Genomic DNA, 13,578 nt, shown 5'->3' with positions numbered 1-13,578 from the left:
CAGGGCGACAGCGGGGACGAATATTAACGGGCTGGATGGACGCTTGCAAGGAGAAAAACGAAAAATTCCCGTTGTATCTCACTGATTGACGAGCTTGTAGACAGAGCGCCGCTTTTTTCGGCGCTCTGTCGTCTTTAGCGTGCGGCTCGTGCCAGAATACGATCTGGCGACTGGCGCTGTACCCAGCGTATCCGCAGTACCATCATGGTGGCGGAGGAGGTCAGGCCGATGATAAATCCCCACCAGAATCCTGCAGGCCCCATACGTGGCACCACGATATCAGTTAGCGCCAGCACATAACCGCTGGGCAACCCCAGCAACCAGTAAGCGATGAACGTGATGAAGAAGATAGCACGCGTATCTTTATAACCACGTAAGACGCCACTGCCGATAGTCTGCACGGCATCAGAGAGCTGGTAGACCGCTGCCAGCAGCATCAAATGCGATGCCATCGCCACGACATCGGGGTTTTTGTTGTACAGCATGGCGATAGGCTCACGCAGCGTAATGGTAAAGATAGCGGTGCATATAGCCAGTAACACACCGGCCGCAATACTGGTGCGCGCCGCCACCCGGGCGGCCGGTGCCGATCCTTCGCCCAGGCGGTGGCCGACGCGAATGGTTGCAGCAACGCCCACCGATAACGGTAGTACGAACATCAGTGAACTGAAATTAAGCGCAATCTGGTGCCCTGCCACATTCACGACCCCGAGAGGCAACACCAATAGGGCGACGATGGCAAATAGTGTCACCTCGAATAACATCGCCAGTGCTATCGGCAACCCCAGACCAGACAACCGCCGGAGTACCGTCCAATCCGGCTTTAACGGGGTGTTGAACCGGCGGATATCTTTCAGCCAGTAAGCGCTGCGGGAATAGACCGCCATCATCAGCATCATTATCCAGTATACGGAGGCCGTCGCCACGCCACAGCCAACACCACCCAGTTCCGGCATGCCGAGTTTACCGTGGATAAACACGTAGTTGATGGGGATATTAATCAACAGGCCGATAAAGCCGATCACCATACCTGGCTTGGTTTTGGATAGCCCTTCGCACTGACTGCGCAATACCTGATAGAACAAATAACCGGGCGCGCCCCACAGTAACGCATGCAGATAGTTCACCGCTTTGTCAGCCAGCTCCGGCGCGCCGTCATGCATCAGGTTGATTGCGTATTTCCCCTGATAAAGCACCACCATGGTCAGGATGGAAATGCCTGTCGCCAGCAGAAAGGCTTGCTGGGTTTGATGCGCGATGCGGTCCCGACGTCCGGAACCGTTGAGGTTCGCCACAACGGGGGTGAGCGCCATTAGCAAACCGTGGCCGAACAGGATGACAGGCAACCAGATGGATGTCCCTACGGCTACGGCGGCCATATCCGTGGCGCTGTAGGAGCCTGCCATGATGGTATCCACCACACCCATTGAGGTTTGTGATACTTGCGCGATGATGACCGGAATAGCCAGCGCCAGCAAATGACGGGCTTCTGATAAGTACTTCTGCACGAAAACACCTTCCTAATGCAGGATGGAGAGAGATCTCTAATGAGGAGAGAAAGACAATCATCCTTTATTTTTACGAAAAAAGATGAAGTATTGTAACTATTTGCCAACAGTAAACCAATGATTGACTGACAGAGAATGATCCCGTTTGGTTTTCCTGATGATATGGTGCAAACTGCCAGACATAAGTGAACGTCGCCACTGCCGGGCGTCGACTGCTATGTCGCCCCGCTGTTTTAGGGCGTTCACGCCTATTACTGATCAGGAGGCAAGCTCAACACCATGTTTACCGGTATTGTTCAGGGCACGGCGACCGTCGTGTCCGTCGATGAAAAACCCAATTTCCGCACCCATGTCGTTCAACTGCCCCCCGAACTGTTGCCGGGACTGGAAACGGGCGCATCCGTAGCGCACAACGGTTGCTGCCTGACTGTCACCCATATCGACGGCGACCGGGTGAGTTTTGATCTGATCAAAGAGACTCTGCGGTTGACCAATCTGGGTGACGTGAACGTCGGCGATCGGGTTAATGTGGAGCGTGCAGCCAAATATGGCGATGAGATTGGCGGGCATGTCATGTCTGGTCATATCATGTGTACCGCTGAAATAGTGAAAATTCTGACGTCGGAAAATAATCATCAGATCTGGTTCCGCTTGTCTGATGAATCACAGATGAAATATGTGTTGCACAAAGGATTTATTGGTATTGACGGTATCAGCCTGACGGTCGGTGAAGTGACCCGCAGTCGTTTCTGCGTACACCTGATCCCAGAAACCCTGCAACGCACGACGCTGGGACAAAAACGACTGGGCGCCCGCATCAATATCGAGATTGACCCGCAGACTCAGGCCATTATCGACACGGTTGAGCGTGTTATGGCTCGTCAGGCTGAGCAGCAACAAGCGCTTGCGGCAGCAGAGCTTGCCGCGAAGAGTGAATAATTGGGTGAATAAAAAGGCGTCTGAGTGCGCGTTATTCCTGTTAGCCATAATAAAAACCGGCAGTCTGACTGCCGGTTTTTATTTGAGGTGCTTAATACGAGGTACGAGAACGGTAGGGGAGCGTGGGCGATGTGCCACCCACCCGGTCATCGTGCCACGCGCATACCGCCTTCAATTCCTTCGACACTGAATAGCACCTGCCAGAGTTGGATGTTGCGTGCACGAAACGCGCCAGCACAGGCGTTAAGGTAATAACCGAACATCCGCCGAAAGCGCTCGGGGTAGCGTGCCGACAAGGTAGGCCAGTGCTGCTGGAAGCGCTCGTGCCAGGCCATAAGGGTGCGGTCATAGTCCGCGCCGAAATTGTGCCAGTCTTCCATGACCAGATAAGGCTCGCTGCGTTGGGCGATATGCTGCACTGAGGGTAAACACCCATTAGGGAAGATGTATTTGTCTATCCAGGCATCGACCTTCAGGCTGGTTTCGTTGGCACCGATGGTATGCAACAGGAACAGACCGGTGGATTTGAGGTTTTTTCTGACCACCTGGAAGTAGGTATCGTAATTTTTCGGACCGACATGTTCGAACATGCCGACGGAAACGATACGGTCAAACTGCCGGTTCAGATCGCGGTAGTCCTGTAGCAGAATGGTGACATCCAGATCCTGACAGCGCTGCTGCGCCAGTGCCTGTTGCTCGCGGGAGATGGTCACACCGGTGACGCTGACACCGTAATGGCGGGCGGCAAATTCGGCCAGGCCGCCCCAGCCGCAGCCGATATCCAGCAGTGTCATCCCGCGGCGTAACTGCAATTTCTCGCAAATGAGTCGCAGCTTATCTTGTTGTGCCTGCTCGAGCGTTTCGGCTTGTTTCCAGTAACCACAGGAGTACTGCATGTACGGGTCTAGCATCAGGCTGAAAAGATCATTACCGAGGTCGTAATGCTCCTTACCCACAATCCATGCCCGCCGACGCGATTGCAGATTGGTCAGGCGCGCCATCAGTATCCGTAGCGTATCCTGCCAACGCTGGGGTAGTTGCTTCTCCAGCCCGGCGCGTATCGCACGGTGGAAAAACATGTCCAGCCGTTCACATTCCCACCAGCCATCCATGTAACTTTCGCCCAGACCCAGTGACCCGTCACGCAATATGCGCTTGTACAGTTCAGGATTTTTGACCTGAATATCAAACGGTCGCGAGCCGTTAATCGCGATATCAGCGGCCGACAGCATTTCATTAACCAGTTGGAACCAGGGTTGACTGGGGGTACCCAGATCCTCCACATAAGATGAACTCATAACTTCTCCCTACCTTGCCAGATACATGCGTTACACGGGATAAACCAGACCACCACGCGATGAAGGGTATTCGATGTACCCATTCCACACGTCATCGTCTATCCCTGAGAGCCTCAGAGGAAAATAAGAGACAAGCCGACACGAAAGGCGTCTACCCCGGCCGTGACAAACGGTGCAACAGTCATTAGTGGGGTAGAAAAAGTAAGGCGATGCGTATTGCTAAAAGCATCGTCTGATCATGGTTATTGTTGTCAATGACAGTGACAAGTGTATGACTGCTTTAGCCCGGCGACAAGATTCATCGGGCTAAAGCAGCACATTGCGTTCTATATTAGGGGACCAGGGAGACACGCTTTGGCGCTCTACTGCGCGGTATAGCGGCGGTTGACACACCTGCGTGCGATAACGAAATCGTCTGGCTAATTCATTAACGGCGGTAATCGAGATACGGACCATCGGCCACGGAACGACGCTCGATCAGCGTCGGGTGGACTTCGATGGTTTGCGCTTCCTCGCGTTTGCTGGTGATGCGGTCAAGCAGCATGGAGAATGCCGCTTGTCCTAGTCGTTCCTTCGGCTGATGAATGGTCGTGAGCGCTGGCGTAAAATAGCGGGAGTGGCGCACATTGTCATAACCGATCACCGAAATATCCTGTGGTACACGCAGGCCCAGTTCATCCGCTGCACAAATCGCCCCCATCGCCATAATATCGCCGCCGCAGAATACCGCTGTCGGTCGCTGTTTTTGCGCCAGAATCTGGTGCATGGCTTTGTAGCCGGATTCGGGTTCAAAATCCCCCTGAACCACCCACTCTTCACGCAGGGAAATATCCGCTTCTTTCAGCGCTTTCAGAAAGCCCAAATAACGTCCGCTGCCGGTATTGCGCCCCTGAGAGCCGGGGATGGCACCGATATCGCGGTGACCGCGCTCAATCAGATAGCGACCGGCCATATACCCACCGGCAAACGCATTATCAATAATGGTATCGGTGAAATCGCTGTGCGCTTCGCCCCAATCCATGACAACCATCGGGATATGGCGATAATCCGCCAGCATTGACAGTAGTTCAGGCGGGTATTCGGCACACATCACCAGCAGGCCATCAACACGTTTTTGCGCCAGCATGGACAGGTACGCACGCTGTTTATCCTGATTATTGTGAGAGTTACACAGAATCAGCGTATAGCCTCTGGCGTAGCAACTGTTTTCCACCGCTTCGATAATTTCGGCGAAATAGGGGGCCTCGCTGGAGGTGGCCAGCAGCCCGATAGATTTGGTGTGGTTGACTTTCAGGCTTCGGGCCACCGCACTGGGTGAGTAATGCAATTCATCAATAGCTGCGCGTACCGCAGCCTTGGTCTCTTCGGCGACGAAACGTGTTTTATTAATCACGTGTGATACGGTTGTGGTTGAAACGCCTGCGCGTTTTGCCACATCTTTAATCGTTGCCATCTAAAGTGACTCCTGAACTCATCTGTTACAGTCGCGTGTCTGTTACAGCAGTAAATATGTTGTTAATCGTTTGCCTGCGTGAATTTTGCTCCTGCTGGACAACAAGGCAACATTTCAGTAGGAGACATGCCGAGGTGTGTAGCTTGAAGGGAGGGCTGACGCTTCGACCAACGCAGTGTACACGGTAAACTGCGGATTTTGGCCGATTTAGAGCAAAAGGGGAAGAGGCAATTCGTGTTATCTCTGTGATGCAGAAACCGGTTTTTTGACTTCAGTTGGGTAATAATAGACCTATACTTTGTGTGTTTGCCCATCCGCCGGGATACGGTGTTGATTCAGACATAACGGGATGACGGCGATCATCAGTCATATACAGGAGAATACGATGGATACAAATTTGAAAATGTCGCTGTGTAGTACGTTGGTCGCACTGGTGGTGATCATTGTTTTTAGCTTCACTGCGGTATTGAACTGATAACCGATCGCCAGTAGCGTAAAAAGAAAACAGAAAAGGGGCTAATGCCCCTTTTCTCGTTATTAATTAAATCTAGTCGGTGATTATCCAGCGCATATCTGTTAGCGAATGGTCTTCGGTGTCACCACGCGGCGAGCGCCGACATAATGATCCTGCCAGTAATCTTCACTTAATTTACTGATCTTGATATCGGAACCCGAACGCGGTGACTGGATGAAACGGCCATTACCCAGGTAGACGCCAACGTGGTCGGCTGCACCGCGGTTGGTGATGCGAAAGAACACCAGGTCGCCACTTTCCAGTTCGCTTTTCTTGATGGGGGCCGCATCGCGCAGGTGGAACATCTCATTGGCTGTACGCGGAATCGGGATTTTTACCACATCTTTATAGGCGTAATACACCAGCCCGCTGCAATCAAAACCTGAATAAGGTGTTGAACCGCCCCAATGATAAGGTTTACCTATTTGGCTCATCAGCTTGTTCATGGCCGTTAATTTAGCGTGCTGATAGCGTTTTTGGTGAGCAGCACTGATGGTCAACGGCGCTTTATCGTGTTTACCTTTCTTGCTTTTACCATGTGAAGAGGTGGCCGCTACCTCATCTTCTTCGTCGACCGCCGCTTTACCTTTTTTGTGTGCGGTTTTAGCCACCGCCAGCTCATGGGCTTTATGGCTGGTTTTAGCTTGCGCAAGCGTCTCTTTCTTTGTTGTTTCTTTTTTTGTCGTTTTAGCTAATACCGCTTTAGTTGCATGAGCGCTGGCAGTATGTGTGCTTTTCTCAGGCTGCGATTTTGTATGAAGGGAATGGGCGGCGACCGCCACTGACTTTTTGTCCGCAGACTTCTTGTCATTGTGCGACTTCGCATTTTTATCATGACTGGCTACGGTTTTGGCTGGCGTAGACTTCGCGTTTTTCTCCGGTTTTTTGCCGTGCGTCGGCTCCGCACCTTTTTTGTTGGCGTTTTTGGCAACTTTGTTCTTTTTGGACTCATCAAGCGCTTTATTCGCCGTTTCTACGCCAGATTTGCGAGGTAACACTGCACCGCCATGCGGATTAGCAAGCGCCAGACCAGAAAATAGATTACTGAAAAATAATAGAAAGAGCGTAATAAATAACCGCATGATAGTTCTGACCGAATGTTGTCCTCAATCGTTCAATCTTCACAGTATTCCCGAAAATGACCTGATAAAAAAGCGGGAGATAGAATAATCCTACTACAAAATAGTGAGAAAACGTTAACAACAGCGTTTGCTGCTTAATTATCAGGCGATTTGGCGTCGCTTTGTACCGGTATGCGTCGTCCGGATAAAACCCTATAAAAGATAGCGTTTTTTTGTGGCCGTCGCTATCGTTAGAATACAAAACAAAAGAAGCGGTATGCCACGGTTTGCCGCGAGTCATATGAGCGGTCCTACAGGGCCGTTCATCACGCGCTTGAGGAAGCAATAGAATGACGACAACGACACTTGAAAAAATTCAGCGCCAGATTGCTGAAAACCCGATTCTGCTGTACATGAAAGGCTCTCCCAAACTGCCAAGCTGTGGTTTTTCTGCTCAGGCAGTACAGGCGTTGTCGGCGTGTGGCGAACGTTTTGCTTATGTAGATATTTTGCAGAACCCGGATATCCGCGCCGAATTGCCGAAATATGCCAATTGGCCGACATTCCCGCAATTGTGGGTGGATGGTGAATTGGTTGGCGGTTGCGACATCGTGATTGAGATGTATCAGCGCGGCGAACTGCAAAAGTTGATTAAAGAGACTGCCGACAAATACCGTTCCGAGCAGGAAGACCAGCAGTAATCTTCCTTATTGTCAGGCAGTATTGCGCTGCCTGACAGTCTGTTTATCGTTGTTTACGCCAGCATTAGGTCGGCGTGTGAACAGTAGTTGTACCGCTCTTATTCTTCGTCGACAGCCAGTGGCGCGTCTTCGGTATCGCCGACACCGCCCGCCAGCGGCCAACCTCCCATCCGTTTCCACCGATTGACCAGTTCACAAAACAGCTGTGCGGTACGCTCGGTATCATACAGTGCCGAATGTGCCTGACTGGCGTCGAAAGGGATCTCCGCAGCAATACAGGCTTTGGCCAACACGGTTTGCCCCAGTACCAACCCGCTGAGCGCGGCGGTATCAAAAGTGGCAAACGGGTGGAATGGGTTGCGTTTCAGGCCGCAACGCTCAGCCGCCGCCATCAGAAAGCTGTGATCGAAGGTCGCGTTATGCGCCACGATGATCGCACGACTACAATTCTGGTCTTTGATACCTTTGCGAACGGCTTTAAAAATATCGTGCAGGGCGTCATATTCACTCACCGCACCGCGCAGAGGATTACTCGGGTCGATACCGTTAAACGCCAGCGCTTCAGGCCGCAGAATCGCGCCTTCAAAGGGTTCGATATGAAAATGTAAGGTGTCGTCCGGCTGTAACCAACCGTTTTCATCCATTTTCAGCGTTACGGCTGCAATTTCCAGCAGCGCATCAGTTTTCGCGTTGAATCCGGCGGTTTCAACGTCAATCACCACAGGGTAAAAGCCACGAAAACGCGCATTCAGCGCATTCAGGTCATTTTTCTCAGCCATTCGTTTCTTATTTCTTCAGCAACATGCAGTGCGCATTATGGCAAATGTGTCGGGGGATGCAGCAGCCGGACATGGCGTTGTCCCCCCGGAAAAGGCAGGTGCCGTCGGCACCTGAACAGACAAGGATAGAATCAGTTACCCAGGCCCTGACCGGCTTGCGAACGCTCAATCAGTTCTATCTTGTAGCCATCCGGGTCTTCAACGAAGGCGATCACCGTCGTGCCGCCTTTGACCGGGCCTGCTTCACGGGTCACTTTGCCGCCCGCCTGACGAATACGCTCACACGCTCCGGCAACATCATCCACACCCAGTGCGATATGACCAAAGGCGGTACCCATGTCATAGCTGTCTACACCCCAGTTGTAGGTCAGTTCGATCACCGCGCCTTCGCTTTCCTCGGTGTAGCCGACAAATGCCAGAGAATATTTATATTCAGGATTGTCGCTGGTGCGCAGCAGACGCATGCCCAGTACCTTGGTATAAAAATCGATAGCGCGTTGCAGGTCGCCAACGCGTAGCATGGTGTGAAGTAAACGCATAATGACCCCTATTTTGATCCGTGGGTTAACCGTCTGGACGATATCGGCGGTATTCCGTTATCGTCTGAAACAATAGGGCCAGAGTATAGCGTCGTTGCTGGGGGGAGTCCAAACCTGTGGCTGAGAGATGTATCGTGTCGCTGAGTCCTGTTTTGATGCGCGTTTGCCGCCAAACAGCCAGGACAAACGGAAATATGGCGGTTAATTGCGCATTAACGCCACGTAAGGCTTGCCAGTGGCCGCAATCAAGGTTTCAATAAAGACGTCGGATGAGGAGGTACTGTGGCCGAGCAGCTCGAGCTTTTTCCCGTTCCCAACCCGTGCCGCGGTATCTGTCAGGCGGATGACCGGGGCTTCTGCCGTGGTTGTTTTCGAAGCCGTAACGAGCGCTTTAATTGGGGAACGATGAGCGATGCGCAAAAACAGGATGTGCTACGATTATGCCGCCAAAGGATGAAGCGTTCGCAGCGAAATGAGAAAAATTCAACATCCTCAGAACCGGAACAGCCGACCCTGTTTTAATCGACATGGTGATATTTAATGGCATAAATTAAGTTCAAGATCATTTTTAATTAATTATTATTTGCTAGAATAGATAGATAACAATAAGACCTTTTTATAAAACTTTCGTTTTAAATCAGAGTTGATTGCAATCCAGGGAAGTTGCTTAGTATGCTAACTATAAGGAGAGGTGATGGAATTGCCGTTAGGTTCTGATTTAGCTCGGTTGGTTCGTGTATGGCGTGCTTTGATTGATCATCGATTGAAGCCTCTAGAGCTCACTCAAACTCACTGGGTCACGCTGCATAATATTCACCAACTGCCTCCGGGGCAGTCCCAAATTCAACTTGCCAAGGCGATTGGAATAGAACAGCCTTCGTTGGTGCGAACGTTGGATCAGCTGGAAGACAAAGGGTTAATTACCCGACATATTTGTGCCCATGATCGACGCGCCAAACGTATTCTGTTAACCGATATGGCCGATCCGATCATTCAGGCGGTCAATGATGTTATTGATCAAACACGCAGCGAAATATTAGATGGTATTACTCCTGCCGAAGTAGATGAGTTAGCCACTATTATCTCCCGGCTGGAAAAAAACATATTGGCATTACATGAGACTCAGTCTTAATTAATCGAAGCAGTAAATGTCCCGGCAGGTAATTCGAATTTCAGGCAATATATACTCACAATGATTCGAGTTGCGGGACAGTGCGCTTGCGTGTTGTTCAATAACATATTGTTCAATTTTATGTTGCTCAATTGTATGTTGTGCAAGGCGTTAACCCTTCAGGGCAAGATTCATGATGAATCTTGCAATGCGGTAATCGGGCGTATTTGAAGTGACTGGCATGAATAAGTCACTGAGATAATGTGCAACGTTGTTGGGAGCGGCGTTGTGTTCGATAGGTCGCAGACCTGAAGGGTAAAAGTCAGGACTGGACTGATAACGCCAACATTCCTGTAACCTGAAGTTATAACAGGTATGACGTTATAACGGGTATAGCGTACGAATATCTGAACAGGCGAGTCGGATGAGGGCGATAAGACAATCACCACCCATTGGGTGGTGATTGATTATTATCGCTTAGCGAGGAGATACCGTGATGGAACGACCATTGCTGGCCATCGCTACACGCTGACCAGCGTGGAATTTGGTGTCGCCTTGTTTTTGTACCACCATGATGGTGCTGCCGTCATCTTTACGGATTTCCAGCTCAACCCCCTGAACGCGGTTAACCGCGCCTTCAATGCTGTTACCCGCAACGCCACCTGCAACCGCGCCTGCCGCTGTTGCCAGATTACGACCCGTACCACGACCGATAGTATTCCCCACCAGTCCGCCCAGTACCGCGCCACCGATCGTACCGATGACGTTGCTGTCTTCCCCGGCCTGAATCTGTACCGGACGGGTGGAGACAACGGTACCGTAGGTTACCGTCTGGACTTGTTTGGCTTCAGATGCACTATAAACGTCTCCTGACAGGGTACTGGTGTTAGCACAACCCGCCAGTGTGATACCTGCTAAAGTGATCACGAGAAAACGTTTCATCATAGAAAGACTCCTGTTATAGCTGTGTCTGTGTCGGAGGGCGCAGCCTGAGCCGACGAATTATCTCTTGTCGCATTATGGCGTGGTCGAACGCACCATTCTACTGTGTCGATTAACGTCAAAGATAGAATAGCGCGACTAAATTGATAATAAACGCGTTATAAAGTTCCTTGAGAATCGCTCTTTTTCTGAAAAAGGCACTGAATGGTAATGGGTGATCTGTTCTGGCATCTGTCTGACAAAAAAGACAAAATTGGCACAGAAAACTGCGTTCCACGAACCGTATGCGCCGATGCCGCTATGGCGTAACAGGCGGTCATTTACATAACGAAAGGTAACCCGATGAGGTCTGGAAGATATATTGGCGTGATGTCTGGCACCAGCCTGGATGGTGTCGATGTGGTGCTGGCCGCCATTGACGAGCACACCGTTGCACAGCAAGCCAGTTATTGTCACCCGATTCCGCCTGAGATTCGCCAGACGATACTGAGCATGAATCAAGGGCAGTCGGTCACACTTTCCGAACTGGGGCAGCTTGATACCCGCCTTGGCGCGCTGTTTGCCGACGCGGTACAGGCGTTATTGCGCCAGACCGGCCTGAGTGCGGGGGATATTACCGCGATTGGCTGTCATGGACAGACGGTTTGGCATGAACCAGACGGCGATGCCCCTTGTACGATGCAGATTGGCGATGGTAACCGTATTGCCGCGGTGACCGGTATCACCACTGTAGGTGATTTTCGGCGGCGAGATATGGCGTTGGGCGGGCAAGGGGCACCGCTGGTACCCGTTTTCCACCATGCGTTGCTGCAACATCCGGTGGAGCGGCGAATCGTACTGAACATCGGTGGGATCGCCAATATTTCGGTACTGGCGCCGGGGAAGGCGGTAAAAGGTTATGACACCGGGCCGGGTAATATGCTGTTGGATGCCTGGGTATGGCGCAATCGGGCGCAGCCCTATGACAAAGATGCTGCCTGGGCGCTGACGGGGCAGGTGGATAACCGCTTACTAAGCCACATGCTGGCCGATCCGTATTTTGGTCTGGCGGCACCAAAGAGTACCGGGCGTGAGTATTTCAATCTGACATGGCTGGAAAGGCAACTGGCGTCGTTTGCACGTTTGTACCCGGAGCGTTTGCGCCCGGAAGATGTGCAGGCCACGCTGGTGGCGCTGACGGCGGAAAGCATCGCGGAGCAGGTGCTGCTAACCGGTGGTTGTGAACGCGTACTGGTGTGTGGCGGTGGCGCGCGTAATCCATTGCTGATGAGCCAACTGTCGGCGCGTCTGCCGGGTATTGAGGTTTGCCCGACCGATAACTTCGGTATCCGGGGTGATGATATGGAGGCGTTAGCGTTCGCCTGGCTGGCATTTCGCACCCTGTCGGGGCTGCCGGGCAATTTACCCTCGGTGACGGGGGCCAGCCGTGAAACGGTCCTGGGGGCGATTTATCCAGCGATGGTGCCGTAAATCGGATGAGGGTGGCGTAATCAGATTTTGCCGACAGGCCTGTGAGTGCGTTGTTGATAGACTCCTCTTTTGTGCGAGGGTTCGGGTGGGATGCCGGAATCATCGAATGCCAGAAAAAGACGGAGAAGAATAAGATGAAACCACTGTTTATGGCCGGGGCCTTGGTCTTGCTCAGTGGCTGCGCCCATTTTATGCCGACGGCGAAGCCACAAGCCTTACATTATCAATGTGGCACCATGCCGCTTACCGTCACACTGAATCCCGGCCAAAAGGTCGATAGCGTGACGTTCCTGCTGGATGGCGAATCCCACACGTTGCCACAGGTGCCGGCTGCGTCTGGTGCGCGTTACAGCGATGATCGTTATACGTTTTGGAGCAAGGGCCAGCAGGCGTTTATCGTCAGAGGCGATAGAATCATCGTGAATGATTGCGTGTTGCAGTAAGGCCGTTTCTATACCGTTGTATGTCGTTGCGGGCGTTGAGATTTCGACGACGCGGGCGCAAAATGGGCCATTCCCCTTTCTCGCCCGATAAGGCAACGGCAGGATTGCATGACCACAGAAAACGACAACGCCCGCAACAAGGTGGCCCTTGCGCCGGAACAGGCCGCAAGTGTCGATATCGCCGATTTGCGGCGTGAATACACTCAGGGCGGCCTGCGCCGTCGTGACCTCACCGCCAACCCGCTCGATCTGTTTGAACGCTGGCTGAAACAAGCCTGCGAAGCGCAATTGGCGGATCCTACCGCGATGTGCGTGGCAACGGTCGATGAGCAGGGCCAGCCTTATCAGCGCATCGTCCTGCTAAAGCACTATGACGAAAAAGGCATGGTGTTTTATACCAATATGGGCAGCCGTAAGGCTCAGCAACTGGCTGCCAACGCCCGTATCAGTCTGCTGTTCCCCTGGCACATGCTGGAGCGTCAGGTCATCGTCCTGGGTAAGGCGGAAAAACTGCCGATGCTGGATGTCATGAAGTATTTCCATAGTCGCCCGCGCGATAGCCAGATTGGTGCCTGGGTTTCAAAGCAGTCCAGCCGCATCTCTGCCCGGAGTATGCTGGAAAGCAAATTCTTTGAAATGAAGCAGAAGTTCCAGCAAGGTGAGATTCCGCTACCGAGCTTCTGGGGTGGGTTCCGCGTCACTATCGAGTCAGTGGAGTTCTGGCAGGGGGGCGAGCACCGCCTGCACGACCGTTTTCTGTACCAACGTGAGGGCAATGGCTGGACAATTGACCGCCTGGCACCCTAAATCACTGGAATTT

The 13,578-nt window shown here is 52.2% G+C and carries 15 protein-coding genes; 8 read left to right on the top strand and 7 right to left on the bottom strand.

Going from position 1 to position 13,578, the window contains the following annotated elements:
- Positions 1-134: 134 nt before the first annotated feature.
- Complete coding sequence (locus tag LF929_RS12385; protein ID WP_210175050.1) at positions 135-1,508, bottom strand: MATE family efflux transporter; 1,374 nt, start codon at positions 1,506-1,508, stop codon at positions 135-137.
- Between the two features lie 279 nt (positions 1,509-1,787).
- Here LF929_RS12385 and LF929_RS12380 point away from each other — a divergent pair, with 279 nt between their 5' ends.
- Positions 1,788-2,447 carry a riboflavin synthase gene (locus LF929_RS12380; protein WP_019845818.1) on the top strand — a complete coding sequence of 220 codons (660 nt, stop codon included), beginning with the start codon at positions 1,788-1,790 and terminating at the stop codon, positions 2,445-2,447.
- Between the two features lie 146 nt (positions 2,448-2,593).
- On the opposite strand, the gene cfa is transcribed toward LF929_RS12380, so the two are convergent.
- Positions 2,594-3,745, bottom strand: coding sequence for a cyclopropane fatty acyl phospholipid synthase (gene cfa / locus LF929_RS12375; RefSeq protein WP_038907666.1), 1,152 nt, complete (start codon positions 3,743-3,745; stop codon positions 2,594-2,596).
- A 427-nt stretch (positions 3,746-4,172) separates the two neighbouring features.
- A complete protein-coding gene (purR, locus tag LF929_RS12370) occupies positions 4,173-5,198 on the bottom strand; it encodes an HTH-type transcriptional repressor PurR (protein ID WP_016942503.1) in 1,026 nt (341 codons plus the stop codon).
- A gap of 385 nt (positions 5,199-5,583) precedes the next feature.
- Between purR and LF929_RS12365 the strand changes: the two genes are divergently transcribed.
- Positions 5,584-5,673, top strand: a complete 90-nt coding sequence (locus tag LF929_RS12365) for a YnhF family membrane protein (protein WP_023640084.1) — start codon at positions 5,584-5,586, stop codon at positions 5,671-5,673.
- A gap of 101 nt (positions 5,674-5,774) precedes the next feature.
- Here the strand turns inward: LF929_RS12365 and LF929_RS12360 are convergent, their stop codons facing one another.
- On the bottom strand, positions 5,775-6,794 hold the full coding sequence (locus LF929_RS12360) for a C40 family peptidase (protein WP_038907667.1): 1,020 nt from the start codon (positions 6,792-6,794) through the stop codon (positions 5,775-5,777).
- Positions 6,795-7,123: 329 nt separating this feature from the next.
- Here LF929_RS12360 and LF929_RS12355 point away from each other — a divergent pair, with 329 nt between their 5' ends.
- A complete protein-coding gene (locus LF929_RS12355) occupies positions 7,124-7,474 on the top strand; it encodes a Grx4 family monothiol glutaredoxin (protein ID WP_016942500.1) in 351 nt (116 codons plus the stop codon).
- Between the two features lie 98 nt (positions 7,475-7,572).
- Here LF929_RS12355 and rnt read toward each other — a convergent pair whose 3' ends face one another.
- Together rnt and gloA are read right to left on the bottom strand one after the other, a co-directional pair.
- Complete coding sequence (rnt, locus tag LF929_RS12350; RefSeq protein WP_038907668.1) at positions 7,573-8,253, bottom strand: ribonuclease T; 681 nt, start codon at positions 8,251-8,253, stop codon at positions 7,573-7,575.
- A 131-nt stretch (positions 8,254-8,384) separates the two neighbouring features.
- The gene (gloA, locus tag LF929_RS12345) at positions 8,385-8,792 is read right to left on the bottom strand and encodes a lactoylglutathione lyase (protein WP_019845813.1); all 408 of its coding nucleotides are present in this window, start codon (positions 8,790-8,792) and stop codon (positions 8,385-8,387) included.
- Between the two features lie 282 nt (positions 8,793-9,074).
- Between gloA and LF929_RS12340 the strand changes: the two genes are divergently transcribed.
- Together LF929_RS12340 and slyA are read left to right on the top strand one after the other, a co-directional pair.
- The gene (locus tag LF929_RS12340) at positions 9,075-9,314 is read left to right on the top strand and encodes a DUF1289 domain-containing protein (protein ID WP_016942497.1); all 240 of its coding nucleotides are present in this window, start codon (positions 9,075-9,077) and stop codon (positions 9,312-9,314) included.
- Between the two features lie 172 nt (positions 9,315-9,486).
- Complete coding sequence (slyA, locus tag LF929_RS12335) at positions 9,487-9,924, top strand: transcriptional regulator SlyA (protein ID WP_012884365.1); 438 nt, start codon at positions 9,487-9,489, stop codon at positions 9,922-9,924.
- 456 nt (positions 9,925-10,380) lie between these two features.
- On the opposite strand, the gene LF929_RS12330 is transcribed toward slyA, so the two are convergent.
- Positions 10,381-10,848, bottom strand: a complete 468-nt coding sequence (locus tag LF929_RS12330) for a glycine zipper 2TM domain-containing protein (protein ID WP_012884366.1) — start codon at positions 10,846-10,848, stop codon at positions 10,381-10,383.
- Between the two features lie 339 nt (positions 10,849-11,187).
- Between LF929_RS12330 and anmK the strand changes: the two genes are divergently transcribed.
- From anmK to pdxH, 3 genes are all read left to right on the top strand, one after another.
- Complete coding sequence (gene anmK / locus LF929_RS12325; protein WP_210177201.1) at positions 11,188-12,315, top strand: anhydro-N-acetylmuramic acid kinase; 1,128 nt, start codon at positions 11,188-11,190, stop codon at positions 12,313-12,315.
- A 134-nt stretch (positions 12,316-12,449) separates the two neighbouring features.
- A complete protein-coding gene (locus tag LF929_RS12320; RefSeq protein ID WP_038907670.1) occupies positions 12,450-12,758 on the top strand; it encodes an MliC family protein in 309 nt (102 codons plus the stop codon).
- Positions 12,759-12,866: 108 nt separating this feature from the next.
- Entirely contained in the window at positions 12,867-13,565 is a 699-nt protein-coding gene (pdxH, locus tag LF929_RS12315; protein ID WP_226093184.1) for a pyridoxamine 5'-phosphate oxidase, read from the top strand.
- Positions 13,566-13,578: the final 13 nt, after the last annotated feature.

This window comes from Dickeya oryzae, assembly GCF_020406815.2.
GTDB classification, from domain to species: domain Bacteria; phylum Pseudomonadota; class Gammaproteobacteria; order Enterobacterales; family Enterobacteriaceae; genus Dickeya; species Dickeya oryzae.
Note: the sequence above shows the minus strand (reverse complement) of the source record. Positions and strands in the feature narration are given on the sequence as shown.